Source organism: Pseudofrankia asymbiotica (assembly GCF_001983105.1).
Classification (GTDB): Bacteria; Actinomycetota; Actinomycetes; order Frankiales; family Frankiaceae; genus Pseudofrankia; species Pseudofrankia asymbiotica.
The window spans coordinates 16,500-43,413 of the sequence record NZ_MOMC01000058.1 but is presented as its reverse complement, the minus strand read 5'-3'; the positions used below and the strand labels follow the sequence as shown (position 1 = coordinate 43,413).

The 26,914-nt window shown below is 73.7% G+C and carries 23 protein-coding genes; 14 read left to right on the top strand and 9 right to left on the bottom strand.

Annotated features, from left to right (window positions below):
- The first annotated feature begins 2 nt into the window (after positions 1 to 2).
- The 5 genes from BL253_RS27410 to BL253_RS27390 all read left to right on the top strand — a co-directional run bounded on the left by BL253_RS27410 (position 3) and on the right by BL253_RS27390 (position 3,970).
- Positions 3 to 386 carry a DUF742 domain-containing protein gene (locus BL253_RS27410; RefSeq protein WP_076820190.1) on the top strand — a complete coding sequence of 128 codons (384 nt, stop codon included), beginning with the start codon at positions 3 to 5 and terminating at the stop codon, positions 384 to 386.
- Entirely contained in the window at positions 367 to 1,068 is a 702-nt protein-coding gene (locus tag BL253_RS27405) for a GTP-binding protein (RefSeq protein ID WP_241835202.1), read from the top strand. The genes BL253_RS27410 and BL253_RS27405 overlap by 20 nt, the downstream gene beginning before the upstream one ends.
- 85 nt (positions 1,069 to 1,153) lie before the next feature.
- Entirely contained in the window at positions 1,154 to 2,008 is an 855-nt protein-coding gene (locus BL253_RS42490; protein WP_158230428.1) for a hypothetical protein, read from the top strand.
- A complete protein-coding gene (locus BL253_RS27395; protein WP_076820188.1) occupies positions 1,992 to 2,921 on the top strand; it encodes a hypothetical protein in 930 nt (309 codons plus the stop codon). The genes BL253_RS42490 and BL253_RS27395 overlap by 17 nt, the downstream gene beginning before the upstream one ends.
- 11 nt (positions 2,922 to 2,932) lie before the next feature.
- The gene (locus BL253_RS27390) at positions 2,933 to 3,970 is read left to right on the top strand and encodes a thioesterase domain-containing protein (RefSeq protein WP_081438747.1); all 1,038 of its coding nucleotides are present in this window, start codon (positions 2,933 to 2,935) and stop codon (positions 3,968 to 3,970) included.
- 30 nt (positions 3,971 to 4,000) lie between these two features.
- On the opposite strand, the gene BL253_RS27385 is transcribed toward BL253_RS27390, so the two are convergent.
- Entirely contained in the window at positions 4,001 to 5,173 is a 1,173-nt protein-coding gene (locus BL253_RS27385) for an MGH1-like glycoside hydrolase domain-containing protein (RefSeq protein WP_241835201.1), read from the bottom strand.
- A 128-nt stretch (positions 5,174 to 5,301) separates the two neighbouring features.
- Between BL253_RS27385 and BL253_RS42485 the strand changes: the two genes are divergently transcribed.
- The 3 genes from BL253_RS42485 to BL253_RS27375 all read left to right on the top strand — a co-directional run bounded on the left by BL253_RS42485 (position 5,302) and on the right by BL253_RS27375 (position 7,450).
- Complete coding sequence (locus tag BL253_RS42485; protein WP_158230427.1) at positions 5,302 to 5,478, top strand: hypothetical protein; 177 nt, start codon at positions 5,302 to 5,304, stop codon at positions 5,476 to 5,478.
- Positions 5,478 to 6,488 (top strand): 2OG-Fe(II) oxygenase family protein, encoded by a 1,011-nt coding sequence (locus BL253_RS27380; RefSeq protein ID WP_076820187.1) that lies wholly within the window; start codon positions 5,478 to 5,480, stop codon positions 6,486 to 6,488. The genes BL253_RS42485 and BL253_RS27380 overlap by 1 nt, the downstream gene beginning before the upstream one ends.
- A gap of 134 nt (positions 6,489 to 6,622) precedes the next feature.
- Positions 6,623 to 7,450: an aldo/keto reductase gene (locus tag BL253_RS27375; RefSeq protein ID WP_076820186.1), complete on the top strand. Its 828-nt coding sequence runs from the start codon at positions 6,623 to 6,625 to the stop codon at positions 7,448 to 7,450.
- Positions 7,451 to 7,548: 98 nt separating this feature from the next.
- Here BL253_RS27375 and BL253_RS27370 read toward each other — a convergent pair whose 3' ends face one another.
- Positions 7,549 to 8,514, bottom strand: a complete 966-nt coding sequence (locus BL253_RS27370) for a helix-turn-helix transcriptional regulator (RefSeq protein WP_081438750.1) — start codon at positions 8,512 to 8,514, stop codon at positions 7,549 to 7,551.
- Between the two features lie 109 nt (positions 8,515 to 8,623).
- Here BL253_RS27370 and BL253_RS27365 point away from each other — a divergent pair, with 109 nt between their 5' ends.
- Entirely contained in the window at positions 8,624 to 10,375 is a 1,752-nt protein-coding gene (locus BL253_RS27365; protein ID WP_076820185.1) for an MFS transporter, read from the top strand.
- A gap of 162 nt (positions 10,376 to 10,537) precedes the next feature.
- Here BL253_RS27365 and BL253_RS27360 read toward each other — a convergent pair whose 3' ends face one another.
- On the bottom strand, positions 10,538 to 11,086 hold the full coding sequence (locus BL253_RS27360) for a helix-turn-helix domain-containing protein (RefSeq protein ID WP_076820184.1): 549 nt from the start codon (positions 11,084 to 11,086) through the stop codon (positions 10,538 to 10,540).
- A 58-nt stretch (positions 11,087 to 11,144) separates the two neighbouring features.
- Here BL253_RS27360 and BL253_RS27355 point away from each other — a divergent pair, with 58 nt between their 5' ends.
- From BL253_RS27355 to BL253_RS27345, 3 genes are all read left to right on the top strand, one after another.
- Entirely contained in the window at positions 11,145 to 12,590 is a 1,446-nt protein-coding gene (locus tag BL253_RS27355; RefSeq protein WP_198946413.1) for a benzoate/H(+) symporter BenE family transporter, read from the top strand.
- A 349-nt stretch (positions 12,591 to 12,939) separates the two neighbouring features.
- Positions 12,940 to 15,024, top strand: coding sequence for a DNA polymerase (locus BL253_RS27350; RefSeq protein ID WP_241835200.1), 2,085 nt, complete (start codon positions 12,940 to 12,942; stop codon positions 15,022 to 15,024).
- Between the two features lie 234 nt (positions 15,025 to 15,258).
- A complete protein-coding gene (locus BL253_RS27345) occupies positions 15,259 to 15,546 on the top strand; it encodes a DUF1330 domain-containing protein (RefSeq protein ID WP_076820182.1) in 288 nt (95 codons plus the stop codon).
- A 123-nt stretch (positions 15,547 to 15,669) separates the two neighbouring features.
- Here the strand turns inward: BL253_RS27345 and BL253_RS27340 are convergent, their stop codons facing one another.
- Both BL253_RS27340 and BL253_RS27335 read right to left on the bottom strand, forming a co-directional pair.
- Positions 15,670 to 16,797, bottom strand: a complete 1,128-nt coding sequence (locus BL253_RS27340) for a glycosyltransferase (RefSeq protein WP_076820181.1) — start codon at positions 16,795 to 16,797, stop codon at positions 15,670 to 15,672.
- The gene (locus BL253_RS27335) at positions 16,797 to 17,909 is read right to left on the bottom strand and encodes a glycosyltransferase (RefSeq protein ID WP_081438745.1); all 1,113 of its coding nucleotides are present in this window, start codon (positions 17,907 to 17,909) and stop codon (positions 16,797 to 16,799) included. The genes BL253_RS27340 and BL253_RS27335 overlap by 1 nt, the downstream gene beginning before the upstream one ends.
- A 348-nt stretch (positions 17,910 to 18,257) precedes the next feature.
- Here BL253_RS27335 and BL253_RS27330 point away from each other — a divergent pair, with 348 nt between their 5' ends.
- On the top strand, positions 18,258 to 19,919 hold the full coding sequence (locus BL253_RS27330; RefSeq protein ID WP_076820179.1) for an NHL domain-containing protein: 1,662 nt from the start codon (positions 18,258 to 18,260) through the stop codon (positions 19,917 to 19,919).
- Between the two features lie 230 nt (positions 19,920 to 20,149).
- On the opposite strand, the gene BL253_RS27325 is transcribed toward BL253_RS27330, so the two are convergent.
- From BL253_RS27325 to BL253_RS27310, 4 genes are all read right to left on the bottom strand, one after another.
- Positions 20,150 to 21,796, bottom strand: coding sequence for a penicillin-binding transpeptidase domain-containing protein (locus tag BL253_RS27325; RefSeq protein ID WP_241835199.1), 1,647 nt, complete (start codon positions 21,794 to 21,796; stop codon positions 20,150 to 20,152).
- A gap of 825 nt (positions 21,797 to 22,621) precedes the next feature.
- The gene (locus BL253_RS27320; protein WP_076820177.1) at positions 22,622 to 23,203 is read right to left on the bottom strand and encodes an HD domain-containing protein; all 582 of its coding nucleotides are present in this window, start codon (positions 23,201 to 23,203) and stop codon (positions 22,622 to 22,624) included.
- Between the two features lie 98 nt (positions 23,204 to 23,301).
- Positions 23,302 to 24,564, bottom strand: a complete 1,263-nt coding sequence (locus BL253_RS27315) for a nucleotide disphospho-sugar-binding domain-containing protein (protein WP_076820176.1) — start codon at positions 24,562 to 24,564, stop codon at positions 23,302 to 23,304.
- 179 nt (positions 24,565 to 24,743) lie between these two features.
- Positions 24,744 to 25,397 carry a TetR/AcrR family transcriptional regulator gene (locus tag BL253_RS27310; RefSeq protein ID WP_076820218.1) on the bottom strand — a complete coding sequence of 218 codons (654 nt, stop codon included), beginning with the start codon at positions 25,395 to 25,397 and terminating at the stop codon, positions 24,744 to 24,746.
- Between the two features lie 597 nt (positions 25,398 to 25,994).
- Here BL253_RS27310 and BL253_RS27305 point away from each other — a divergent pair.
- On the top strand, positions 25,995 to 26,903 hold the full coding sequence (locus tag BL253_RS27305; RefSeq protein WP_076820175.1) for a TIGR03564 family F420-dependent LLM class oxidoreductase: 909 nt from the start codon (positions 25,995 to 25,997) through the stop codon (positions 26,901 to 26,903).
- Positions 26,904 to 26,914 lie beyond the last annotated feature (11 nt).

The window sequence follows — 26,914 nt, the reverse complement described above, 5'->3', positions numbered from 1 at the left end:
CCTTGCCTCGGGACGACGAGGAGCTGCCCGACGAGGCAGCCGGACCGGTCGTCCGCCCTTACGCCGTCACGGGCGGGCGTACCCGGCCTCACAGCGCGTTGGAACTGGTCGCGTTGGTCGCAACCACCTCGCACGGGGTGGCCCTCGCACGGCGCCCACCTGCCGGCATGCCCCCCGAGCAGCGTGAGATCGCCTTCCTCTGCCGCCAGCTCCAGTCCGTCGCGGAGATCTCGGCGCGCCTTGACCTGCCGCTGGGTGTGACTCAGGTGCTGGTCGCCGACATGGCCCGCGACGGTCTCGTCGTCGTGCATCGGCCCGAGCGCCCCGACTGGCGGCCCGATTCCGAACTGCTCCGAAAGGTGCTCGATGGCCTTCAGCGGCTCTAGCGGCCCGACCCGCCAGGGTGGCCCCCCGAATGGCCCGACCCGCCAGGGTGGCCTCCCGAACGGCCCGGCCGGCGGGGACGCCGACCCGGATGTCACCACCACCCCCTTGAAGATCATCATCGCCGGTGGTTTCGGGGTCGGCAAGACAACGTTCGTCGGCTCCGTCAGCGAGATCCCGCCGTTGACGACCGAGGCGCACATGACCGCGGCGAGCGTCGGCGTCGACGACACCAGCAGGATCGCGGGGAAGACCACCACGACCGTCGCGATGGACTTCGGCCGGATCACGCTGCCCGAGCAGGACGTCGTCCTCTACCTGTTCGGCACGCCCGGCCAGGACCGCTTCTGGTTCATGTGGGACGAGCTGACGGTCGGCGCGGTCGGCGCGGTCGTGCTCGCCGACACCCGCCGCCTGCCCGACTGTTTCGCCGCGATCGACTTCTTCGAGGACCGCAAGCTGCCGTTCGTCGTCGCCGTCAACCAGTTCGACGGCGCGCTCGTCCACCCGGTCACCGACGTGCGCAAGGCGCTCGACATCGAGCACCCGGTGGTCATGTGCGACGCCCGCCACCAGCCGTCCACCCGGGCGGCACTCATCGCCCTCGTCCGCCACGCCCTGGAAGCGACCCTCGCCGAAGAGGCCCGCGCCGCCCGGTCCCAGCCAACCCCGCAGAGAACGTGACACCAGGAACGGGCTTTCGGGCACGCGAGACTTCGCCATCGTCGCGTACCGGTCGGCCCTAACCCTCTAGGGAGGGCGAGTAACGATGAAGCCTCCGACGCGGCCGATGCCGGTGGCACCGCCGGTGATGCCCGAGTACCCCGCGCTACCACTGCTGCTGTCCGTCATCGAGATGGAGGTGGACGTCGACCGAGCCCGGCTGATCGCCGCCGACGAGCCGGGCGGCGACGCGCTGCCCGCCGTCGTCGTGCGGATGCCGGCCTACGTCGCGGGCGCGCTCGCCAAGGTGCTCGACACCTGGGCGATCGTCTGCCAGGCGGCCGGCTCCGATGACACCACCGAATGGGTGACCGCCGCCCACGCCCTCCTGCTCGCCGGCCGCGAGGCCGCCGACGGCATCCCGTACCCGGAGCTGTCCGACCTGCGCCATTCCATCCCGGACACCCTCACCGCGTTTCCCGCCACCGACGACGACGCCCCCGGTCCCGGCGCCTCGGTCCCCGCCCCCGCCATCCCCGTGCCCAGCGCCGCCGTCCCGCCGACACCCGTCCCCTCCGCGCCAGTGCCCGCGGCGCCGATGCCCTCCGCGTCCGGACCCTCCGCGTCCGGACCCTCCTCGTCAGGAGTGCCCGCCGAGCCGCCCGCCGTGCTCGCGCGGGGAGACGACCACCGCGTCGCCGCCCGGCCCCTCGGCCAGCGCGCCCCGGCCGTCGCCGAGCCGGCCGCCGCCGGCCGCCGCGGGGACGGCCGTCGCGTGGCGAGGGTTCCCGCGGGCGCACGCGGCGCGGCCGCTGTCACCGAGCCACGCTCGGCGGCCGGCTCCGTCGAAGGCCGCCGCGTCGGCGGTCTCACCAAGCCGCACACCGCTGGCGACGGTGCGAGGAGCCCCGCCACCGGCACGCTGGTGGACGGGCGTCGCGCCGGTGACGAGTGTGCGTGACCTGCGCGTCGACCCCACGGTCGCCGCCCTCCTGCCGGCCGACCTGCTCGCGGCGCTGCGCCACGGGCCGCACCCCAGTACCTACCGGTGCTCGGTCTGCGAGGGCGAGGGCGACCTCGCGACGGGCGAGGCGACGTCGCTGGTGCTGCGCCGCTACCCGCACCGCCTCGTGCGGCGCGTCCAGCTCGTCCACGCCGAGTGCGCCCCGTCCGCGGTCACCGTCGCGCCGGCGGCGCTCGCGGACGCGGAGCTCGCCGCCAGCGGGTCGAGCATCGTCTACGCGGACCTGCTGGGCATCGGCACGGCGGCGCTGACCGGCTGCCGGCCGCAGCCGCTGCTCGCCGTGGATGACGATGACGACCTGATGACGACCGACCCGCGCGCCCCCGGCGACCCTGGCAGGTTGCGGCCCGGGGAGCTCATCGACCCGGCGGTGTCGCACGCCCTCGCCACCGGGCTCGCGCTGCACGCGTCGCTGCGGGCCGACCCGCCGTTCGTGGCCGGCTGGACGGTCAGGATCGGCCCGGCCCTCCTCGACCTGGTCCATCCGCGCGCCGACGGGCGGCAGGGGATCGAGCGGCTCAGCCACACGATCCCGGTCGAGTGGCGCGCCGCCGTACGCGCCGCCGGGAACCAGGTCACGCTGCTCGTCGGCCGGATGGGCCTGTCCACCGCGGTGCGCTCGCCCTACCTGCCCGCGCCCCGCCCCCGGTCGCCGATCCCGCCGTCGCCGGCCTCGCCGTCACCGATGTCGCCAGGCCACCGCCCGGCCCCGGCCCCGGCCGCCTGGCATGCAAGGCCACGGGTCGCCTCGGCGACGTCACCGGCGGCCACGTTCGCCGTCCTGTCCGCCGTGAGCGCCGGCCGCGTCGCCGCCGGCCGTGTCACCGTCACCTGGGCAGGCCCGGATTGAAGCCCACCGACATGCCCGTGGCCACCCGCCCCGCGCCCCGGCCCGCCCCCCGGCGTGCGCCCGCCGGCGCGGCGACGAGGAGCCGCCGCCCGCCGCCGCTGTTCCTCGTCGGCGGCCTGGAAGGCCCACCGCACCCCGGTCTCCCGCTCGCCGGCGCGCTCAGCGTCAGCACCGTCTGCCGGGGGCTCGACCTGCCGGGCCGCGACGGCGCCCGCACACCGCTCGCCGACGTCCGCGCGATGGCGGTGCACCTGCTGCCCTCGGTGCTGCTCGACCAGCCCGGAGGCGGCCCCTACCAGCTGGGCGGGTACGGGTTCGGCGGGGTCGTCGCCTACGAGCTGGGCCGGCTGCTGCGCGGCCTCGGCCAGCCGGTGGCCCGGGTGTTCCTGTTCGACGCCGCGCTGCCGCTGCCCGGGCAGGCCCCACCGGCCGACAACCCCAAGCTGGCGGTCCGCGAGCTCGCCCGGATGCGCCACCTGGCCTGTGTCTGGCAGGGCGCCTGCCGCTGCGGCGTCGACCACGGGGTGCCTCTCAGCACGCAGGGCGCCGCGATCGCCCGCGCGCTCGGCGCCACCGATCCCGACGACTACGAGGACCACCTGCTCGACGCCGTCGACACCTACGCGGCCGCCGTGCGTGCCTACGCGGCCTACAGCCCGCCGCCGTCCGACCTGCCCGTGGTCCTCATCCGCCCGGCCAACCCGGCGAACCCGTGGGGCCAGCCGTCCCAGCTGCGCCTGTCCACGTCGCCCTGCCTCGGCTGGGAGAACACGGGCGTCGCGGACCTGACCACCGCCGTCATCCCCGGCGACCACATCACGATGTTCGCCAACCCGTACCTGTGGGACGTCGCGACAATCGTCCAGCGCTACCTGTTCAACCCGCAGCCCGCGCCCCGGTCCGCGCCCGCGCCCCGTCCCGCGCCCGCCAGCCGTCCCGCGCCCGCGCCCGGCCTGGTGCCCACCCTCGGCCCGGCACCCATCACCCGCACCCGCGCGGCCGGGCCCGACCGCCAGCGCCCGGGCGTCGGGCACGCCGGGCGCCGGTAAGGATCATCACCGCCTGGCGCTGGGACCAGGTCAGTCGGCGGCCGGCGGTTCCGGCTGGGCGGGGACGGCGGGGTAGGCGGCGGCGAGGGCGGCCCAGCCCTGCGGGATCGCGCCGAGGCCCGCGCCCGTCTCCGGGTTCCAGTACTCGGCGAATCCGGAGACGAGTGCGGCGCGGCGGCTGGCGTCGGCGATCGTGTCGGCGAGCGTCGTCGCCTCCCAGCGAAGGGCGGCCTGGTAGAGCATGTAGTTCAGCTGCGGCCAGGCCGGGCCGCGCCAGTACTGTTCGGGCTGGTAGCGGGGGTGGCCGGCAGGCACGAACCGCAGGCCGAACGGGGCCCCGTAGCCGGCGGCGTCCTCCGCCTGGGCGAGCGCCAGCCGGGCCCGCTCCGGGTCGGGCGTGACGAGGGCGGGGATGAGGCCGTCGAGCGTCGGCAGGGCGGCGCTGGGGCCACCGCCGACGATCGGCTGGTCCACCCAGTGGCGCTGCTCGCCGTCCCACAGCAGGCCGTCGATGGCGGCCGCCAGCTCGTCGGCGCGGCGGTGCCACTCCTGGCTGCCGGTGAGCGTGGCGAGCTCGCGGGCGGCGTGCGCGGCGAACGCGTTGATCGCGGCCGGGGCGACGACGAACTCCCGCGACCACACGGCCGCGCCCTCCTCGTCGAACTTCGTGGCCTCCACCAGCTGATGGTCGAAGATCGTGAATGCCAGGCGCGACCAGGCGGACCGGCCGATCCAGTCGTCGAACCGCGGCGAGTCGTCCGACCCGGACTCCCAGGGGTGGACGATGAACAGCAGGCCGTCCGCCGTCATCCGGTGGTTCCACAGGTAGTCCAGCGCGCGCTCGATCCGCTCCAGCGTGCCGGGCACGGGCGACAGTCCGCGCTCGGTCAGGACCCGGGCGGCATGGGCGTAGATCGGTGGCTGGGTGAAGGAGGAGCGGTCGGTCAGCGGGCCGGAGCCCTCCGACGGCGCCGCGTAGCGCATGTGCGGGACAAAGCCACTGGGCAGCTGCGCGTCAAGGCAGGACGCGAGCTCGATCGCCGCGCGCGGGTCGCCGAGCGCCGCCCACGAGATCGAGTGAAAGCACGAGTCCCACAGCCACAGATGCGGATAGACGTCCGGGTTCGGCACGCAGTAGCCGTCGCGCCAGCACCGCTCCAGTACCGCCGCGGCCCCGTCCACCTCACCGAGGATCATGCACATCAGGCTAGTCCGCCGACCGGACCGGACGCCGACGGCCCAGCGAACGCCCGGCGACGGGGCGGGCACGGCGAGACGCCGACGGCCCCGCGCGAGATCACCGGTTGGCCGGTTCTTCGTGGCGCGCCGGCATGATCGTGCCCACCGTTGACCGAGGCGCGTGGGCGCGGCTAGCCTCGCGGGAGTCCTCGGGTATCTACCTCCAGCGTCGGAACGGCGGCCCGGTCACCCAGCTCTGGCTATCCGGCCCTGGCTACTCAGCCCTGGTCGTCCAGTACTGGTCACCCAGCACCGACCTGGAGACGTGATGGACCTGCCTTCCGCCGCCCCCGCGATTCCCGCCGCTGTTCCCGCCGCGCGGATACCCGTGCTCGACCTTCCGGCGACGTCCGCCGACGCGCTGGTGGACGCCCTGCGGCGGAACTCGTGCGTGTTCCTGACCGGGCTCGACGAGTTCTCCGCCGGCGGGTCGTTCGGCGCGGACCTGGCCGCGATGGTCGAGGCGTCCCAGGAGTTCTTCGCCCTCGGACCGGAGCAGAAGGAGCCGGTGCGCTGGCCGGGCACGGGGGAGTGGGCCGGCTGGCAGCCGCTCTACGAGGGCGGTCCGGACGCCCTGCTGCTGGAACGCTACGAGCTGGCCCTGCCCGACCCGGCGGCGTATGCCGACGACACCGCGTGGGCGGCGGCGTTCCCGCTGTGGCCGAAACGGCCGGCGAGCCTGACGGCGACCTGGACGACGTACTACCGGACGGCACGGGCGCTGACGAACCGGCTCGTCGAGATGATCGGCGAGGCGCTCGGGCTGCCCGCCGCCGACCTGCCCGCCTGGACGGCGCGGCAGCACTCGAACCTGTGCGTCAACCATTACCTCGCCCAGCCGGAGGCCCCGGCTCCCGGCCGGACCCGGCAGCGCCCGCACGCCGACATCGGCGGGCTGACCCTGCTCTGGGCCGACGGCCGGTCCGGGCTCGAGGCGGCGCTCGGCCCGGACGGCGCGTGGGTGCCGGTCGAGTTCCCGCCCGGCGCGGTCCTGCTGCAGGCCGGCGACCTGCTGCACCTGTGGACCCGCGGCCAGATCCCGAAGAACCTGCACCGCGTCGTCAACCCACCCCGCACTCCCGGCGTGCCTGCTCCGGAGCGGTACTCGGTCGTCTTCTTCCACCACCCGGACCTCGACACCTGGGTCGCCCCGGCACTTCCCGAGCAGACCGCGGCCGGATCCGCCGCCGATGGCCCGACCGCGGTCGCCGATGGCCCCGGCGTCGGCGCGCGCGACCATGTCCTGGCCCGCCAGCGCGCCGCCTACACCCTGCCCTGACCGCGGCCCGAGGCCGTCCGGCGGYCCGGGGCCGTCCGGCAACCGGCAACCCGGCCCGCCCCCGCCCCTGCCCCGTCGGTACGGCTGACCGCCCCAGAGGGGTGACGGCGAAGCGGCGATGGGAGGGTCGAGGCATGGGGATGGCGCCGACGCGGGTGATGAACGACGGCCATGAGCTACCGGTGGTGGGCATCGGGACATACAGGATGACGGACCCGGCGGGCGGGGTCCGAGCCGCGCTGCGAGCCGGCTACCGGCTTGTCGACACCGCCTCCGCCTATGGGAACGAGGACGCCGTCGGGCGGGGCATCGCGACCAGCGGCCTCGGGCGGCACGAGATCGTGGTGACGACCAAGCTGCGCGGCGACGACCAGGGCTACGAGCCAGCCCTGCGCGCGTTCGAGGAGTCGCGCAAACGGCTCGGGCTCGAGTACGTGGACCTCTTCCTCATCCACTGGCCGCTGCCGCGTCTGGACCGCTACGTCGACTCCTGGCGCGCCATGATCAGGCTTCGCGACGACGGCGTGCTGCGGTCGGTCGGCGTCTCGAACTTCACCCCCGCACACCTCGGCAGGCTGGTCGCCGAGACCGGCGTCGTCCCGGCCGTCAACCAGATCGAGCTGCACCCGCACTTCACCCAGGACGCCCAGCTCGCCCACGACACCGGGCTCGGCATCATCACCCAGGCCTGGCAGCCACTCGCCCGCAAGACGGCCCTGCTGTCCGACCCGGTGCTCGCCGTGCTCGCCGACCGTCACCAGGTCACGCCCGCCCAGGTCGTCCTGCGCTGGCACCTCCAGCGCGGCGTCGTCCCCATCCCGAAGTCGTCGACGCCGGGCCGTCAGCAGGCCAACCTCGACGTCTTCGGCTTCGAGCTCACCGCCGACGAGATGGCGACGATCGCCGACCGCCCGCAGTCCCGCTCCGGCGGCGACCCCGACGTCGACGAGATCCTCCGCTGACCCGCGCCAGCGCCTGACCCGCGCCAGCGCCAGCGCCAGCACCAGCATCTGACCCGCGCGAGCACCGGCGTCCACAGCGGGCGCGGCGCGTGCAGGGGTCAGCCCCGGGGGCCGCCCCTGACCACGGCGCGAGCCCGCAGCTTGGCCAGGCGATCGCGGCTGAGGTCGTCGATCGGCGTGTAGACCACCATGCGGACGCCGGGCAGCGAGCCGACGTCGAGATGGGTGGCCCGCGTCGCGACCTCGCCGACCTCCGGGAATCGGAAGCGCTTGTTGCACGGGCGCGGCGGGGCGACGTTCTGCGTCGCCCAGAGCCGGGCGAACAGGGGACTCGCCGCGCAGAGCCGGTGGACGAAGTCCTGCCACTCCGGGTCGCCCAGGTGCTGGCTGTAGCGGTAGCGGAACACGGCCACGCCCTCGGGGGCCTGCTCGTCGAGGTTCAGGACCGGGTTGATCTCCGGCGGCGCGGTGAACATGAACCACATCGAGTTCCGCTCGGCGGCCGGGGTCCGCACGATATGCGGGAACATCGCCGCGTACCCGTCGTTCCAGGCGAGCACGTCGGAGCGGGCGTTCACGAGCGAGGCCGGCAGCGGGTCGAGGCCGTCCAGGATGACGCGCAGGTCCCGCGTCGCCTCCCGCGGCTCGTCGGGGGTGGCCGCCGTCTGCGGCACGTCGGCCAGCCGGAACAGGTGCTCGCTCTCGGCGACGTCGAGCCGCAGCGTCCGCGCCACCGCGCCGAGCACCTGGGCGCTGGCGTTGATCGGCCGCCCCTGCTCGAGCCACGTGTACCACGTCACGCCGACCCCGGAAAGCTGGGCGACCTCCTCCCGGCGCAGGCCGGGGGTGCGCCGGCGCGGACCGGGCGGCATGCCGACGTCCTCGGGGCTGACACGCTCACGGCGGCTGCGCAGGAACGACGCGAGCTCCGCGCGCCGCCCGCCCGCCCGCGCGCCTGGCCGCACCTCACCGGGCCGCCGTTCGACCGGCCGTGGCTCCACCGCGGGCGGCTGCCTCGGCCGGGGCGGCGCGGGCACGTACTCGATCTCCGTCGGTTGCGCCATGGTCACGCCCTCCAGACTGCCCGACGGCGGCCCGCCATGCCTGGTGCTGTCAGTACCAGTATGGAGAGGCTCTCGTTACTGGTATCCGCGGCGGCGCAGGCTCACAACCATGACAGAGACGACCGAGATGGCCGGGCGTCACGTGCCCCACCCGGCCGCGGGCGGGCCGGTCGAGGCCCGCACTCCCGCCGACATGCACCACGCCACCCCTCGCACCCCTCAGCAACCCGCGGCCCAGCCCCGTTCCCAACCGCCGGAACTTCCTCGTTCCACCGACGAGCCGACCGGGACCCAGCCGGCGGAAGCGGCGGAGACGGCGCCAGCCGAGGTAGTACCTCGCGTGCTGGTGCCCAGCCAGCCGCGGCCCGTCGGCACGGCCGCGCGTCCGCCCACCGGCGCGCGGACCGGCGACGCCGCGACCGCGGCCCCGGCCTCAACCCCGGCCCCGGCTTCAGTCCYGGCCCCGGCCCCGGCCTCAGCGCCGGCAGGACGCGGCGGCGGGCTCGCGCTCGCGGTGCTGCTGTTGGGCCAGTTCATGGCGATCCTGGACGTCAGCATCGTCAACGTCGCCCTGCCGACGCTGCGCACTGACCTGAGCACCTCCGACGCCGGCCTGCAGCTCATCGTCGCCGGCTACGTGCTGTCCTACGCGGTGCTGCTGATCACCGGCGCGCGCCTCGGCGGGATGATCGGGCACCGAGCGACGTTCCTCGCCGGGCTCGCCGTGTTCACCGTCACCTCCGGCGCCTGCGGGCTCGCGCCGGGCTCCGGCACACTGATCGGCTTCCGGTTCGTCCAGGGCGTCGGCGCCGCGCTGATGACGCCGCAGGTCATGAGCATGATCCAGCGGACCTTCACCGGGCCTGCCCGCGCCAGGGCGCTGGGCCTGTTCACGGCTGTGGTCGCCGGCGGGGTCGTCGTCGGCCAGGCGGCCGGCGGGCTGCTGGTCAGCGCCGACCTGTTCGGTTCCGGCTGGCGGCCGGTGTTCCTGCTCAACGTGCCGATCGGCGCGGTGCTGCTCGCGATCGGTCCTCGCGTCCTGCCCAAGGACCGCGGCGGCCACGGCGTGCGCCTCGACGTTCCGGGCCTGCTGGTGGTCAGCCCCGCGGTGCTGCTCTTCGTGCTGCCCCTGATCCTCGGCCACGACGAGGGCTGGCCCGCGTGGTGCATCGCGTCGCTCATCGCCAGCGTGGCGCTGTTCGGTCTGTTCGCCGTGGTGGAACGCCGCGTCGCCGCCCGCGGCGGGCAGCCGCTGATCTCCGGCCCGGTGCTGCGCGCGCCCGGCCTCCTGCCGGCGGTCGGTGTGCTGCTGCTCGCGCCGGCGACCTGGGGCGCGTTCCTGTTCACCACGACGCTGCACCTGCAGGGCGACCTGGGGATGGGCCCGCTCGGCTCGGGGCTCGCCTTCATACCGTGCGTCGCGGCCTTCGCCCTGGTCAGCCTCAACTGGCAGCGTCTGCCGGGTCGCTGGCACAGCCGCCTGGTCACGGCCGGGTTCACGCTGGCCGCCGTCTCCTACGTGTGGATCGGCCCGCTCTCCGGCGGCGGTGTCGGCTACGAGCTGATCACCGCCGTGATCGGCTTGGGACTCGGCGTGATGCCGATCGTCATGACCCTCGCCCTGCAGCATGTCCCGGTCCAGAACGCGCCGGACGCCAGCGGTCTGCTGCTGACCGTCATGCAGCTCGGCCAGGTCACCGGTATCGCCACCATCGGCACACTGTTCCTGACCGCCACCGAGAGCAGTCACTCCACCGGCCACGCCGAGCACGCCACCGGCTGGGCCCTGGCCGTCGCCGCCCTCGCCGCGGCTGCCACCGCCCTCCTCCTCGCCCGCAGGCGAGGCTCCCTCACCGGCTAGCGCGCGGCGGGCAGGACTCGGACAAGCCCCGGGTGGCCAGGTCTTGACGCCTGGCCACCCGGGGCTTGTCCGTCACCGGGCCTTACCGCTCCAGGACTCGCGGCCCCAGGGCGCTGCCGCCCCCGGCTTCGGTTTCCGGGGCTTCCCGTCCGCGCGCCGCGCTCAGCTGGCGCGGTCCGAGTCGCGGGACGGGGAGCGGATGGTGAGGACGGCCTCGACGGCGGTGGGGCCAAGCGCCTGGTAGCCATGTTCCGCGCTGCTCTCCCAGACGGCCGTCTCTCCCGGGCCGACCTCGGTCTCCTGGCCGGGCAGGCCGGCGCGGGCGCGGCCGTGGGTGACGAGGAAGTGCTCGACGACGTCGGGGCCGTGCGCGGTGGAGACGTGCCGGGCGCCCGGGTCGAGATGCAGCAGGTAGACCTCGACCGTGGTGCCGTCGGGATGGCGGGTCGCGTCGAGCAGGCGCGCACCGATGCCCGGCGAGGACACCTCGACGCCGGTCCGCTCGGCGAGCAGTGTCGACAGCGGGACGCCGAGCGCCCCGGCGAGGGCGTAGAGCGTCGACAGGGTCGGGTTGCGGCCACCGTTCTCGATCTCCGACAGCGACCCCTTGCCGACCTGGGCCCGCGCCGCGAGCGCGCCCAGCGACAGGCCCCTGGCCTGGCGGGTCGCGCGCAGCCGAGCGCCGACGGCGGCCGCGGCGTCGGGTTCCATGGCCGGCAGCCTATCGATCGTTCTGTTTTCAGAACGATCGATAGGTACTGTTCTGTATATGGAACAGCGCCGCCTCGACGCGCCCAGCGACCCGGCCGACACCGTCGACGCCGCGAGCCCGGCAAGAACCACCGGCGTGCCGGGCGGACTGCCCCGCCCGGCCAATCCAGCCGACCCAGTCGATCCGGGCGGACCGGGTAGGCCGGGCGGAATGGGCGGACCGGGTGCTCCAGCCAGCCCAGCCAGCCCAGCCAGCCCCGTCGGCCCCGTCGGCCTCGGCGAGCCAGCAGGACCGGTTGACCAGGGCGCTGCGGGAGTACCGGTCGCCCATCTGGTCAGCGCGGGCGTCGTCACGGCGCTGGTCGGGTTCGCGAGCGCGTCCGTCGTCGTGCTGGCCGGGCTGCGGGCGGCCGGGGCGAGCCCGGCGCAGGCCGCCTCGGGCCTGCTCGCCGTCACCGTCACCCAGGCGCTCGGGACGCTGTGGCTCAGCCGCCGGCACCGGATGCCGGTGCTGCTGGCCTGGTCGACACCAGGCGCGGCGCTGCTCGCCTCGACCGGCGCGGTCGACGGCGGCTGGCCGGCCGCCGTGGGGGCCTTCCTCGTCGTCGGGGGCCTGATCCTTCTTACGGCGCTGTGGCCACGTCTCGGCGGGCTCATCGCGTCGATCCCGGCGCCGATCGCGCAGGCGATGCTCGCCGGCGTCCTGCTCACGCTGTGTCTCGCGCCCGTCCATGGGCTGGTCGACCATCCGGCGCTTGTCGCGCCGGCGGTCGTGGTGTGGCTGGTGCTGCTGCGGCTCGCCCCGCGCTGGGCGGTGCCGGTGGCGTTCGCCGCCGCGGTGGTGGCCATCGGGATCTGGCTCGGCCGCCACGGCGGTCTCGACGGTCCGCTGCTGCCGCGCGTCGAGCTGACGGCGCCGACGCTGACCTGGGCGTCGGTGCTCTCGCTCGCCATCCCGCTCTACATCGTCACGATGGCGTCGCAGAACGTCCCCGGCGTCGCGGTGCTGGCCTCCTACGGCTACACCGTCCCGTGGCGGGAGTCGATGACGGTGACCGGCGTCGGCACCGTCGTCGGCGCGTTCGCCGGCGGCCACGCGATCAACCTGGCCGCGATCACCGCGGCGCTCGCCGCGAGCCCCGACGCACACCCCGACCCGAGGCGGCGCTGGCTCGTCGCCCACCTCGCCGGCTGGACCTTCCTCGTCCTCGCCCTGGTCTCGACGGTGCTGGTGACCGTCGTGACCGCCGCCCCGGCCGGCGTCACCACGGCCGTCGCCGGCCTCGCCCTCGTCGGCACGCTCGCCTCGTCGCTGACCTCGGCCCTGGCCGACCCGGACGACCGCCAGGCCGCCGTCGTCACCTTCGTCGTCGCGGCCAGCGGCATCACCCTCGCCAGCGTCGGCGCCGCCTTCTGGGCGCTCGCCGCCGGCCTCCTGGTCCGCGCGACCCTGCGTCGCCGGCCCGCGGCCTCGGCGGCCGTCCCCACGCCGCCGCGAGACTGACCGACCGGGCACCCCGGCCGGCAGCGCCGGGAGGTGTGTCAGTTGAGCCTGTCTATAGGTGTGCTGGTCTGCCACGATCCGCGGTCGGCGAGACGTCGCGGCGAGCAGTCACCCCCGTCTGGCGGCGTGCGGACCCGAGGAATCGTTCCCTCCGGGCCGCGAGTGTCCTTCTGGAGCCGTTTCAGCCGTGTGCGTTTGATCGTCGCGACCGTGTCGTCGCGGCCGCGGTTCAGCCGAGTTCACGACCGTGGCGACGTGGCGGCGGTGATCAGCCGGCCGCGGCCGGTCGGCCGGATGCCAGCAGGCGGGGCGGGGGCGGTTTGTCGGTGGTGTGCGGCAGCATGCGGGTGTGGCCTCGGCAGCGCGTCCCCCCGGTGCGACGGCCTCGGGTGGCGCCGTCCGCGCGGTGGAGGCGCTGCGCGCGGCCGGGGTGGGGCGTGGGGACGCGGTGGCCGTGGTCGCGGTCGCCGGGGTCGGGACGGCATTGGCGTGGGACGGCGGCGGGTGGGCCGAGGCGGCTGAGGCCGGCGGGGTGCTGGCGCGGGTGGAGGGCGCGGTCGGGCCCCGCTGGGTGTGGTGGTCGACGCGGGGGAAGGGATCGCCCCTGACCGTGACCGCCGACGGCGTCGGCGGTGGCGGCGACGCTGGCGATGGTGGCGGGCCGGCGCTGTGCTGGGACCTGGCCGCGGTGCACCGGGTGCTGCGCGGCGGGCATCGGGACGATCCGGGAGCGGTATGGGCGGCCGCCCGTGGCCTCCCGCTGCCACCGCCGCCGCACCGGCCGCGCCGCGACGGGCAACTCGACCTGCTGGCCGCCTTCGACGATCACGCGGACGGCCCGGAGGCCGGCGACGCGGATGATCCGGTCGGGCCGGACGGCCAGCTGCGGCCCGGCTGGGTCGAGGAGACGCTGCGCGGCACCGCTACAGGCGGGTTGGGTGCGCGGCTGGTCAGGGCGGGGCGGTTCGCCCGGCTCGCCCTGGCCGCGATGGCCGCGCAGGAACAGGCATTGCGGGCCCTGCCCGACCCGCGGGCGCGGCCGGCCCGGATTCCGCTCGCGGTGCTGACGGCGCGGGCCGAGTCGGCCGCCGAGCTGCTCGCCCATGAGCTGTGGCGCGACGGGCTGCCCGTCGACCGCGCGACGGCCGAGTCGACGATCCGTGAGATCGTCGGGCCGCGCTCGCGGGACGCGGCCGGCGAGGCGGCGTCGCGGCGGGAGCGCGACGCCCCGGTGCTGCGGCATCTGGGCGCGTCGGTCGACCTGCGCAACCCCGCGTCGATCCGGGCGGGCCTGGCGGCGCTCGGGATCGACGTGCCGGACACCAGAGCGGGCCGGCTGACGCCGCTGCGCGGGACCCATCCGGTGGTCGACGCGCTGCTGGCCTGGCGCAAGGCGGAGCGGATCGCGACGACCTACGGCTTCCGCTGGCTGGACACCCACGTCGGGGCCGACGGCCGGCTGCGCGGGGAGTGGCACGGCAGCGACGGCGCCGCCGGGAGGATGACCGCCGCCGCCGGGCTGCACAACCTGCCCGCCGACCTGCGGGTCCTGGTGGTCGCCGAGCCCGGGTACCGGTTCGTGCGCGCCGACCTCGGCCAGATCGAGCCACGGGTGCTGGCCGTCGTCTCCGGCGACCCGGAGCTCACGAAGGCGACGGCGCAGGACGACCTGTACGCCCCGGTCGCGGCCCGGCTCGGCGTCGACCGGCCGACCGCGAAGGTCGCGGTGCTCGCCGCGATGTACGGCCAGACGACCGGTGCCGCCGGGCAGGCGCTGCGCCAGATGCGCGAGACCTACCCGGTCGCGCTCGCCTATCTCGACGCGGCCGACGCGGCCGGCCGCGCCGCCGCCCTCGGCCGTCCGCTCGACACGGCCCCGCTTCCCGGGGCGGCGGCGGCCGGGCGCCCGACGTCCCAGATCGCCCCGGACCGGAACCGTCCGAGATCTCCGGGGCGGGACTCGCCGGGGCGAGCCTCGGCGGGGCCGCCCGTTCCCCGAGCGGGCGAGGCGGCCGAGGGCGCGCTGCGGACGTTCGGCGGCAGGCGGATCCCGCTGCGCGCCGTCACCGCGGAGGCGGCAGCGACCGCGAACCCGGCCGCGGCCGCGACCGAGGCGGCGGACCTGGACCTTGGCCGGGCGAGCGCGGCCTGGGGCCGGTTCGCGCGCAACGYCGTCGTCCAGGGCGCCGCCGCCGAGCTGTTCAAGGCGTGGGCCGTGACGGTCCGCCAGGCTCTGGTGCCGCTCGGCGGCGAGATCGTGCTCTGCCTGCACGACGAACTGCTCCTGCACGTCCCCGCCGAGCAGGCCGACCGGGCCGTCGTCGTGACCAGGCAGGCGCTCGCCGCGACCGCCGCCTACTGGGCCGCTGGCAGCCCGGTCCGCTTTGTCGTCGACATCGCCGTCGTCGACCGCTGGTCCGACGCCAAGGCCTGACCTAAGCGCACTCGCCATCGCCGCCCATGCTGTTGGGTCGCGCGGACGGATCACTGGTGCGACCACGACACGACCGCGACCATGACGGCGACGAGGCGAGGGCCGATAAACGGACCCGAGGGGGAACGAGCCGGTAGAGGCCGGTAGCGGCCGGTAGCGGAGCGAGGCCAGGGCGGGACAGGAGGTGTTCGGTGGGGATGCGGCGCACACAGGAGCCTCGGGCAAGATGGCTTCATGACTGCCTACTGGATCAGCACGTACAAGGAGATCCTCGACGAGGGCAAGGTCGCGGCGTACGCCGAGCTGGCCGGTCCGGCCCTGCGTGCCGCCGGAGGCACGTTCGTGGCCCGTGGCCTTCCCGAGCTGACCTACGAGGCCGCTGAGAAGACCCGCACCGTGCTCATCACCTTCGATTCGGTCGAGGCGGCCCGGGCCGCGCATGACAGCGCCGCCTACCAGGAGGCCCTCGCCGCCCTCGACGGCGGCGCCGTGCGTGACCTGCGCATCGTGCCCGGCCTGTAGGAGCGGGCGGGGGCCGCGCCGGAGAAGCGCCGCGCTCTCGGCACCGGAACGACGTCCGGCGACGGGCCGTCGCGAACCGTCCACGGCCATGTCGGCCTTCTCCGTAGGCCGGAATGTCACTGCTCACGACCTCGACGAGGCGAGGGCCGTGGCTCTGGCGAGCGCGGCCCGGTAGCCGTCGACCATCTGCCGCACCGAGAAACGCTCACGGACGTGGCGCTGGCACCCCTGGGCCGACAACTGGTCGAGCGCCCGGACGGCGAGGCACATCTCGTCGAAGGAATCGACGACGTAGCCGCTGACGCCTTGCGCGACGACCTCGGGCACCGAGCCGCGGCCGAAGCCGATCACCGGCACGCCGTGCGCCATCGCCTCGATCATCACGAGGCCGAATGGTTCATGCCAGCGGATCGGCATGAGCAGGGCGGAGGCCCTCTCGAGGTAGGCGCCTAACCGGTCGTGCGGGACGTGGCCCCGATAGCGAATGCGGTCACCGAGGTAGGGACGGACCTTCTCGTCGAAGAATCGCCGGTCATCGGCTCGGACCGGGCCGAGCAGGTCCAGCTGGGCCCCGGTGTGGATAGCGACCTGGACAGCGACGTCGGGACCCTTCTCCGGAATGACGCGGCCGAGGTACACAAGCCGGGTCTCGCTGTCAGTCCGGGTCGTCGAGGCCGTCGAGGCTGTCGAGGCCGTCGAGACAAGGTCGCCAGGGCAGTCGATGCCGGGGTAGATCGTGTCGATGACGGGCAGGGCRCCGGCGTCGCGCCGCTGCTGATCCGAAACGGCGATCACAAACAGGTTCGGGTGTTCGTCGGTGTAGGCGGTGAGTTCCGGGGCGGGTGGGTCCCAGAGCACCGCGACGACGGGGGTCCGCCCAACGTCGCCGGCAATCGCCGCCGCTACCTCGAGGTGATGGAAGAGCAGGACGTCGTAGCGACCGGCCGCGGCGCCGCGGGCCATCAGACGGGCGAGGTGGCGATCGGCCGCGACCAGGTCGGCGTAGTCGCCGCCCGCGGCCCGGGCGATCACCCGGTCAAAGCCGGCACGGTCGGTCACCACAGGGTCGAGGCCGCCATCGTGCAGGGGAACACCTGGCACGCGTGAGCCGCGTGGGGCGTAGAACGCGACCGTGTCACCGCGAGCGGTGAGCCCGGTGGCGACGGCGCTGGCGACGTTCATCGGGGCGTACACGACATCGGTAGGTGCCGGCGTGGCGATCCATCCGCGCACCATGGTCGCCACCCGCATCAGGCCGACCCCACCTGACGGAAGAGCGTCTCGTAGGCGTCCGCCATCCGGTCGAGGGAGAACCGGCGGATGGCGTCGGCGCGGCATGCGTCGACGTCGATGGTGTCGAGCCGGTGGACCGCGGCCACCATCTGGTCGACATCGTCGGCGAGGAATCCCGTCCGCCCGTCCACGACGATTTCGGGGATCGCGCCGCGCCGCGGGCCGATCACCGGTATGCCGCAGGCCAGCGCCTCGATGATGATGAGGCCGAACGACTCGTGTCGGCTGGGCATGAGCAGGGCGCGCGGTCGGGTCTGAAGCACCGCGCGCAGTTCCGCCAGGGAAAGCGGGCCCAGGTAGCGCACCCGCTCGCCGAGGTGTGGGGATATCTCGTCGGCGAAGTAGGAGGAGTTGCTGTACCAGGGGCCGACCAGACGCAGCTCATGGCCAGTCCGGCGAGCCACCTCGATCGCGTCGCCGACACCCTTCTCCGGTACGAGGCGGCCCGCGAAGAGGAGATGCTCGCCCGGTGGCGCGGCCGGGTCCGGAGCGAAGTCGTCAGTGTCGACACCACCGGGGATGGTGGCGGCGAACGTGAGACCTGGATCGGCGCGTCGCTGCGCGGTGGAGATGGCGACCAGCCTGTGCTGGGGGCTGGCGAACATGCCGATGGCCTGGTGGAGCAGTGGCGGCAGGGGGCTGTCGTAGACGCTGCTCACGACAGGGACGTCGGGATGGTGGGCGAGGAAGGGCAGCGGCACTTCGGGATGGTGGAAGTACAGAACGTCGTACTCGTCGCGACCGGCCCGCAGGAACATCTCCTGGGCGAGCCGGGAATCCCAGAGCCCGAGGATGTTGTCGCTGGCGAGCCCCGGGTCGGTAAGCGCCTCGGTGAACTCGTCCTTGTCGTTGATTAGCGGGGGCACTCCACAGTCGACCACCTGGGCTCCGGGGACCTCGGAACCAATCGGTCCGTAGAAATCGATGAGGTGTCCCCGTTCAGCCAAGGCGCGGGTCAGCTGGGTGGCGAGCTGCATGGGCGAGTAAATGATGTCAGCTGGGGGTGGTGTGCAGACGCACCCCTTGACCATCATGGCGATCCGCATGCCATCCCTCGACAGACTGGGCATTTTCACACCATAGGCTGCCCAAGCTTRCGGGGTGTCAAAATCGGCCGATCAGTGCTGGCCGGGGATTTAGGTCTCGACGACGTGACTGCTTGGGGCCGAGCCGTCGGGACGCGCTGGCGGCGCCGGTGCCCTGCCCGCATCGCGAGGTCACTCCGTGGCTGATGGAAACCGTGGTCGACCCCTGCGAGGTCGCGGGCCGTGTTCCTGGGCCGGCCAAGGCCCCGTCCCTCGATGAATGCAGCACGGATGGCTCCCACTGCGCTCTTCCGCTAGCATCGCCGTACTCAATTCGGCATGCCCTGTATGGGGTGGGTTGGCCGGTTTCTAGCGGGGAGAGTGCAGACGGCTGTGACCGTTGGATCGGCGCCAGACGACACCACGCCTTCCGACTCGGGGACGAGCCTTCCAGCCGGTCGCCTGGTCCCCGCGCCATCGGTCCCCGCGCCATCGGTCCCCGAGGCCGGACACGCGGGCGGGAGCGACCATCCGCGCGGCTTCGAGCCTTCGGCGGTCGCCATCACCGCGCCGCCGGGCAGCCCTGGTGGCACCCTCGCTGACGGCACCCCCGCGGGCGGTGTCCCCTCCGGCCTGGTCTCCTCGGCATCCGTCGGCGGACCCGTCCTCCATCCGGAAGCCGCGTTCTGGCCCCCGCCCAGCGGCGCCCCCTACGGCTCCCAGCCCGCGGCCACGCCTTGGGCCGTTCCGGCCGTCCCGGTCGACGCTGCCTCCGGGGCTGTCCCTACCGGCGCCACCGCCTGGGGCGTCCCGGGGGTCAAACCGGTGCCACCGCCCGGCCCACGGCCGGCGGCGCGCCTTGGGGTGGCCCACCTCCGCACGGGGGGGTACGGGCCCGTCGGCGGCGGTGTCCCGCCGGGCCGCCGCCGGACCTGGCTGATCCCGGCTGTCCTCGCCACCGTCGTCGTTCTCGCGGCCGCGGCGACGACCGTGTTCATCGTCAGCGACTCGGACGACTCGTCGGCGGGCACGCCCGCCGCGGCCGGAACCGTCCCCGCCGCGCGGTCCGCCCTCCCGACACCCACCCGCACTCCGCGGCCCGTCCCCGGGGCCGCCTACGCCGGCAAGGCACTCACGATCACGGACTTCGCTCCCGATGCCGTCGCGGTGAGCAGGGACGGCACGCTGTACGTGTCCAGCAATACCGCCTTCGACGGCGCCATGATCTGCCAGATCGGCCAGGACGGTGATGTCGTGAATACGTACATCAGCCCGTACGGCTACGACGACGACAACCCGATCATCGGGCAGGTCGACTTCGACGATACCGGTAACGTCTACTACTCGGATATGAATAATTATCGTATAAATAAAATCGCCCCTGAAGGTCGTACCACCACAGTGGCCGGAACCGGTGTCGAGGGATTCTCCGGTGACGGCGGCCCCGCCACCGAGGCGCGGATCGGCGCGGTCGACGACCTCGCGGTGCTTCCCGACGGCACGATCTACTTCGCGGACTTCAAAAACGAGCGAATCCGGAAGGTGACACCAGACGGCGTCATCTCCACGGTCATCCATGTGCCTGCCGGCGGCCTGAGCACCGTCGAGATCGGCCCTGACGGCTCCCTCTACTTCACCGATCTGGTCAGATCCACGGTCAACCGCCTCGACGCGGACGGTGGTTTCACCGTCGTCGCCGGTGGGCGGCGGGACGAAACCGCCGACGGCCGGATGGGTGAGGGCGGCCCGGCGCTGAAGGCGGGCCTGTTCCAGCCCATCCTCGAGGTGGGGCCGGACGGGACGCTGTACGTCGTCAGCCCCGCCAAGGGAAACGTCCGCAAGATCGGGCCTGACGGGATCATCACCACCGTCGCGGGGACCGACCAGACGGGCTTCGGGGGTGACGGGGGGCCGGCGGTGGCGGCGACCCTCTGGGCGCCCCACTCGGTGGTCATCGACTCGCGCGGCGCACTCTACGTGGCCGAAATAGCGAACCACCGGATTCGGCGAATCGGGCCTGACGGCATCATCACCACCATCGCCAAGGCCCCCTGAGCCGCGGCGCCTGACCGACGGCCCGAGACCGGAGCCGGGGGAGCGCGGCGACGCCTCCATGCGCTCGCACCCAGTCCGCCGATGGAACTCGCCATGGTCGGGGCGAGCCGATCCCGCCATTCCTGGGATGAGGACGCTGCGGTGCCTGGTCAGCTCGTCAACTCGCGGATCGCGCACGCCGCGATCAACGCGCTCGCTCGGCGCCTACTCGCTCAGTACCCAATGGCTGCCTAATAGTTGGACAGGAAGTGCTGAACCTCCGGGGCGGCGAACTCGGCGCCGTATCCGGCGTTGAGGACGAGGCAGGCGACGGCGATGTCCTTGGCTGGGTCGAAGGCCACGAACCAGCTGTTGGGCTGCTCCTGGTTGTCGACGTCCGAGGTCCCTGTCTTGGCGTAGACGGTCGGGCCGAACCCGAGCCCGGCGGCCGTGCCCTCGGTGACCACGGCGCGCATCATGGTTTTCAGCTGCGAGTCGACGTTGGCGGGCAGGGGCGTCGCGGCGACCTGCGTGGCCCCGGGCAGCAGGACGGGCTGTTTGAAGGTCCCGTTCGCGACGGTGGCCGCGACTGAGGCCATCGCGAGCGGAGACGCGGTGACGTGGCCCTGGCCGAACATGTTCTGGGCCAGCTCGGAGCCGCTGGCGGTTGCCGGCTGGTTGTAGTAGGTGGCTGGTGTGCCGAGGCCGATGTCCCAGGGCTGGTTGAGGCCGAAGTACTCCTTGGCGACCGAGGCGAGGCGGCCGCCGCTCTCGTGCTCCCACCACTGGCTGAAGGCGTTGTTGCAGGACTGGGCGAAGTTGTAGGACATCGGCGTCGACGCCGGCTCGGACTCGTCCTTGTCGTTGTGGTAGCTGATGCCCTGCACCGTGTAGACGGCTGGGCAGGCGACCGGGGTGCTCGCGGTGAGGACCCCCTGGCTGATCAGCGCCGCGGCCGAGATGATCTTTCCGGTCGAGCCTGGTGCCACCGCGGCGGTGAGCGCGAAGTCGTTGAAGCCGGAGTTGTTGGCGATGGCCAGGATCTGGCCGGTGGACGGCTGGACGGCGACGAGCGAGCTTTGCGGGTGCTCCGCCACGGCGCTGCGCGCGGCCTGCTCCGCCTTGGCGCTGATGGTGGTGGTGAGGGTGCCGTCGACGGGCGCGGAGATCGCCGCCTGGCTGCCCTTGACCGGCGTACCGTCGGCGGACTGGATCTCGACGGCCAGTCCCGGTTGCCCCAGGTCCTTGGGTGGGCTGGTCTTCAGTACTCCCGCGATCGTGTTCAGGCCCGGGTCCTGATACGAGGTGATGCTGGTGCCGCTGGCGTCGAGGACGGACGTCGCCTTCGGCGCCACCGGAACGGCGGCGAGGTGGGTCGCCGCGGTGAGGTTCGGCGCGAGGTCGTCAGGTGCCCACGCGATGGACCACGCTGGCGAGTCCGGCTTCTGGTAGGCGACCAGCGACGAGTGGTAGCCCCAGGTACCGCTGATCGCCCCGGTGCTGGCCGGGGCCGCGACCAGGGCGTTCACCGCGATGGTGACCTTGACCCGCGGCGTCGACGCGGTCTCGGCCGGTGCGCTGCCTGTAGGCGGCGCGCTGCCGGTCAGTGCGGTGGCGCCGATGGGGGAGCCGCTCAGCGTCCGGAGATGGAGGCCCTCGCGGTACGCGGCGAGCGCCGCCCCGGCGGCCCGCGGACTGTCGGTGTAGCTGGCCGCCAACCCGAAGTTGCCTGCCCCCCACGCGGTCAGGAACGCGGTGGTGATCTGCTCGCCGTTCTGTTCAGGGGTGGACCCCGTCGGCACGAACCCGACGACAGGATGGCTCTTCTTGCCCGGCGCGACCACGCTCACGATGGTGGCGGTGACGCCGACCACGACGACCACGGCCACCGTCGTCACGAGCGTGATGAACTTCCACGACCTCCGGCCCCTGTGGCGCCTGGCCGGGCGAGGCGCGTCCTGCCGGCCGCGCTCCGTGTCTGAGGTGGGCGGGTCCTGCCATCCACGTCCCGGGTCTGAGCGGGGTGGGTTCCGCCACTCGTAGGCCGTGTCGTACTCCGCGTCCGGGTCGGCTGAGTTCTCCGACTCGTACCCCGTGTCTGCCCATGAACGATTTTCGGCCGGATCCGGCGTCCACGGGTCCATGTCGCGCACGCTACGGGCGGCGATTCATGCCGTCAAAGGAAGCCCCGAGCGTTATGTGATGGCCAACACGGAGCGGGCCGCTCAACGCTCGGCGCGGCCTCCGCCGCCCGGACGCCGCGGGCCGCCTGGCCAGCCAGCGAATCTCGGCCCTGGAAGAAGCACTTCGGCGAGCTGTACCAGCTGCTTCTCCAGCCCAGGGCCGCGCTGGTGGACGGCGTGGCGTGACGGTCTGGGAACGGCGGGCGCCACTGCTGTCTGGCGTACTGGCCGGGTCAGCTCGACGCCGCGCGTCGTACCGGCGGCCCGCCGAACCTGCCGGCCTCCTGCTGTCGTAATGCCGACAGCCCGGTCTCCATGGTCGTTGGCCCGTTCGTCGACGACATGCTCGGCACACTTCCAAAACCCGCCCCGAAGTCGCGGCCGACGTTGGACCATCCCGCACCCGCCGCGCCCTCGGCGCGCATTCGCCCGACGGCCAAAGCGGCGACCGTGCTCCTCCAGCGATGAGTCGCGACACGACATCTCTGAACGTCGATTCGCGGTAAACCCAGTAAACTCTGCCGGGATCCCCGCCCGCAGTCAGGCGGATGGGGGGTTTTCGAGGGGATTCGCGGTGATCCGCCCGGCGACGTCCTTGTCGACCGATGCGGCGGCGGCGCTGGCCGGCTTGCGTCTGGCTTGATCCTCGAAGCACGCCAGGAACTCCGCGCCGAATCCCAGCCGTGGATAGCGGGCGAGTATCTCCGCCCTCGCGTCGGGTGGGAACTGCTCCGGCCGCCGTCCCACTACCTCCCAGCTGGTGGCGACCTGCAGTATGTGGGACTCGGGGTCGTCCGCGGGGGCCACGTCGTCGCTCATGTGCAGCGAGATGATCTCCGAAACCCGGGCGGCCCGGTCCGCTGGCCATCCTGCCGCCACGCCGAAGACCCAGGCCAGTCGCCCTCCCGCCTCCTCGAACGGCAGCCTGTGGCTGTCGAACGCCTCCGTCAGCCCGATGTCGTGGAGCAGCGCCGCGACGTAGTACAGCTCGTCGTCGAAGGCGATGCTGTGCGCTGTGCCGTACTTCGATCCCCACAGATAGGAGCGAATGGAGTGGTTGAGCAGCGCTGGCGAGTAGAAACGAGTGGCCACGGACAGCGCGGCCTCGGCGGCGAGAGTCATCGGAAACACTGGTCCAGCTTTTCATGTGGTCCGTAGGTTGCCCTCTCTCGTTCCCGCGTACCGAACAAGCCATTCGGTACCTGCCCGGCGTATCGGCCCTAGCGTGCCTGGACGTGAGCCGGGCGGCGTGCCGTGAGCTCCTCGACGGCGTCGGCGAAGCGGTCGGGGCCGCCGTTCGCGCGCATCCGTTCGGCCGCGGCCCGCGCTGTCGGCGCGGCCGCGATCGCCGCGTGGACGGCCGCGCGCAGCCGGTCCGGGGTGAGCCGCTTGGCGGGCAGCACCACGCCGGCGCCAGCCTCCGCGACTCGCCGAGCGACCTCCGGCTGGTCGCGGCCGAACGGCACCGCGACGACGGGCACGCCGGCGGCGATCGCCTTCTGCGTGATCCCCATGCCGCCGTGGCAGACGACCGCGGCCGCGTGCGCGAGCACCGGCCCGTGTGGCACGAACCGCTCGACCCGCACGTTGCCGCCGGACGCCAGCCGCGCCGTGTCGTACGCCCCGCCGAGCGTGACCAGCACTCCGACCAGTTCGCCGCGCAGCGCCTCGACGGCGACCTCGGCGAGCCGCTCGTCGCCCTGGTAGTCGGTCGACGTCGTCACCAGCACCCAGGGGGCGCCCGGCGCGGTCAGCCACTCCGGCGTCTCGGCCGGCGGGTCCCACTGCTGGGCGCCGACGAAGCGCACGGACGCCGGCAGCTCGGGCCGGGGGTACTCGAGCGGGTCGCCGGTGAGCACCAGCAGCCGGTCGGCCCTGAGCACGTGGTCGAACGGGCTGGCCAGCGAGGGGAGGCCGGCGTCGTGGCGCATCCGGTTGAGCGGTGGAAGCATCGCCTTCCCGAACTGGCGTACCACCACCGGCCACAGCGCTCGGTCGCGCAGCCGGCCGAGCGGGCCGCGGGCCGGGGGAAGTCCAAGCCCGTAGGGCGGGATGCCGGGTCCGGGCAGCGGGAGCAAGGACGGCAGCGTGGTGGCCCAGCGAGGGCCGCCCGCCCGTGCCGCGGCCTCGGCGGCGACGGCGGCGCCGTAGGCGTTGATATCGACGAGGACGACGTCCGGGGCGAAAGCCTCCAGGGCGGCGGTGAGGTCCGCCCGCTCGGCGGGGCCGCGGGCCATCAGCCCGCCCAGCGCCCGCCGCAGGCCGTTCGGCCCCGCCTCCTCGGCGGGTGTCGCGACCGGGATCGCGTCGATCCGCGGGTCCACGGCGACGGCGTCGAGGCCGGCGTCCTGGGCGACGCCGACCAGCTCGGCGCCGACCCGTACCTGGACGTCGTGACCGCGGCGGCCCAGCTCCAGCAGGCCGGGGATGAGCGGGAAGAGGTGGCCGGGGGCGGTCGTGGCATGGATGAGGACGCGCGCCATCGTGGGCTCCGTTCGAGGTGGGGGTGGGTCGTGCGGCGAGGCCGCCACACGGGTCGCATGGAGTGATCGCCGGCCGAGGCCGATGGCAGGTGACGTGAGGGTGCGCCCGGGCGAAGACGCTGGGTGGGTCGGCGCCTGTCAGCGGGATCTTTCAGCAGTGGTCGTTCAGCGAGGGCGGCTCAGCGGCGGCGGTCCGTCGACGTGACGGGCATGGCTGCCGTGGCTGCCGCGGTGAGGCAGGCGGTGATGAGGTCGGCGACGGCCGCCTGGGCCGCCGCGGCGGCCAGACCGCCGTCCCGGCGCAGGACGTGCCAGAGCTCGGCCCCGGTGACCGCGACCAGCCGGCCCAGCAGGTCGTCGCGGGCGGCTGGTCCGGCGGCGTCGAGGACGGCGCGGAGCTGGTTGTGGAACGCCTGCGCGACCCAGGCCCGGTGGGCCTGCCGGCCGTCGGTGACGGTCGCGGCGACGGCGGGGGAGATGTCCTCCTGGCTCAGGGACCTGCGGATGACATCGCCCCACCGCTCGTACTGGTGGGCCGCGCGGGCGGCGACCTCGGCCGGGTCCGCGGTGTCCGGGGCGCCGCGGGCCGCGCCGATCATCGGCCCGACCCACGCGTTCACGGCGGCGATCAGACCGTCCTTGGTGCCGACCCGACGGATCACCGTCTGCACGCCGACGCCGGCCCGCTCGGCGACCTCGGCGAGCGTGATCTGGTCGATGGGCCGGTCCTTGAACAGCTCCAGCCCGACGGCCAGGATCCGCTGGGTGGTGGCCTCCGCGGTCGCCGCCCGCTCCCGCTGCCGGTATGGCCGGGTCGCGGCCCCCTCTTTCATGGGAATGACGATACCGCGAAATGTGGGGTCGGGAAGCCCGAGCGCGTGTCGCCCGCGCGTCATCGGCCCGACCACCGGGTCGCCGGTGCCCCCCGCTGTCTCGAACCTCGCCGGCGCCTCCACCCGCGGCGGCGATGTCGATCTTGCGCGAACCGCGCGCCCAAGCTGCCGAGGCCCGCTCGGGCCCGCTCGGGCCCGCTCGGGCCCGCTCGGGACCAGCCAATCGGGACCAGCCAACCTGTGGCAACGACCACAGCTGCCGTTGTACGGTCGTATAGCAACGTTGTATGGATGTATGACGGCGCAGTGGGGCGGCAACCTCGAGCTGTGCGGTGGCCTCGGCTGCCTTCCAGGGTGCCCGCGTCGTCAGGTGACCAGGCGCCCACCACCGGCCGCGCCGGTGCCGCGCCTGGAGGGCCAGCGGAGACGTGTCGAGCGGACGGGGCAGGCCGAAGATCGGCATCGACGTCGCGGAAGGGCCGTGGACGTGGGTGGGAGCGCGGCCGGCGGCCGCGGGTCGAGCTCGGTCCGTCCTGTTCGAGCCCGAGCGGCTCCTTCATTGTCGATCATGACTTCCGACGCTGAGGATGTTGTCACGTGAGAATTGGTCTGACCGGAAGGCCGTCGACGACGGAGAAGCTCGTCGCGCAGGCGAAAGGGGCCGAGAAGGACGGGTTCAGCTCCATCTGGTTGGACAGCACGGTGCTCGGGGACCCGCTGGCGGCCATGGCGGTCGCGGGCCGGGAGACGGCCACGATCGAGCTGGGCACGGCGGTTCTCCAGACGTACCCGTGCCACCCGGTCCTCCAGGCGAACCGTGCCGCCGGCGCCGCGGAGGCGATGGGACGGCCCGGTCTCACCCTGGGCATCGGGCCGTCGCACGCGTCCCGCGTCACCGGTCTGTACGGCCTGCCCTACGACCACCCGGGCCGCAACACCGAGGAGTACCTCCGTATCCTGACCGGCCTGCTGCGTGGCGAGACCGTGACGTTCGAGGGAGCGGACTGGACGGCCAGGGACGCGACGGTACCGACGACGCGGCCGGTGCCGGTGCTGCTCGCCGCGCTCGGCCCGCGGTTGCTGCGCGTGGCCGGCGAGCTTGCCGACGGCGTCGTGCTGTTCATGGCCTCGGCCCGGGCGATCGAGACCCACGTCGTGCCCCGGCTTCAGACGGCCGCGGCCGCGGCTGGGCGGCCGGCGCCGAGGGTCGTCGCCGGGCTGCCGGTCGCCGTGCACGACGACCTCACCGAGGCCCGGGCGGCGGTGGCGGCGACCTCGGCCGTCTACGAGGGCCAGCCGAACTACCGCCGCATCATGGAGATCGGCGGCGCCGAGGGCCCGGCGGACGTCGCGGTCCTCGGCGACGAGGCCAGCGTGACCCGCCAGCTCCAGGGCCTGCTCGACGCCGGGGCGACGGACATCCAGGTGTTCGCCGTGCCGGTCGGCGCGGACCGCGCGGCGTCCCGGCGGCGCACGATGAACCTGTTGGCCTCCCTCACCGGCTGACAGCCGCGCAG

Coding starts and splice junctions, on each gene's coding strand:
- BL253_RS42490 (WP_158230428.1), top strand. CDS start 1,154: ATGAAGCCTCCGACGCGGCCGATGCCGGTGGCACCGCCGGTGATGCCC.
- BL253_RS27390 (WP_081438747.1), top strand. CDS start 2,933: ATGCCCGTGGCCACCCGCCCCGCGCCCCGGCCCGCCCCCCGGCGTGCG.
- BL253_RS27345 (WP_076820182.1), top strand. CDS start 15,259: ATGACTGCCTACTGGATCAGCACGTACAAGGAGATCCTCGACGAGGGC.
- BL253_RS27315 (WP_076820176.1), bottom strand. CDS start 24,564: ATGGCGCGCGTCCTCATCCATGCCACGACCGCCCCCGGCCACCTCTTC.
- BL253_RS27375 (WP_076820186.1), top strand. CDS start 6,623: ATGGGGATGGCGCCGACGCGGGTGATGAACGACGGCCATGAGCTACCG.
- BL253_RS27380 (WP_076820187.1), top strand. CDS start 5,478: ATGGACCTGCCTTCCGCCGCCCCCGCGATTCCCGCCGCTGTTCCCGCC.
- BL253_RS27370 (WP_081438750.1), bottom strand. CDS start 8,514: ATGGCGCAACCGACGGAGATCGAGTACGTGCCCGCGCCGCCCCGGCCG.
- BL253_RS27405 (WP_241835202.1), top strand. CDS start 367: ATGGCCTTCAGCGGCTCTAGCGGCCCGACCCGCCAGGGTGGCCCCCCG.
- BL253_RS42485 (WP_158230427.1), top strand. CDS start 5,302: ATGATCGTGCCCACCGTTGACCGAGGCGCGTGGGCGCGGCTAGCCTCG.
- BL253_RS27360 (WP_076820184.1), bottom strand. CDS start 11,086: ATGGAACCCGACGCCGCGGCCGCCGTCGGCGCTCGGCTGCGCGCGACC.
- BL253_RS27310 (WP_076820218.1), bottom strand. CDS start 25,397: ATGAAAGAGGGGGCCGCGACCCGGCCATACCGGCAGCGGGAGCGGGCG.
- BL253_RS27355 (WP_198946413.1), top strand. CDS start 11,145: ATGGAACAGCGCCGCCTCGACGCGCCCAGCGACCCGGCCGACACCGTC.
- BL253_RS27335 (WP_081438745.1), bottom strand. CDS start 17,909: ATGCCCAGTCTGTCGAGGGATGGCATGCGGATCGCCATGATGGTCAAG.
- BL253_RS27320 (WP_076820177.1), bottom strand. CDS start 23,203: ATGACTCTCGCCGCCGAGGCCGCGCTGTCCGTGGCCACTCGTTTCTAC.
- BL253_RS27385 (WP_241835201.1), bottom strand. CDS start 5,173: ATGTGCATGATCCTCGGTGAGGTGGACGGGGCCGCGGCGGTACTGGAG.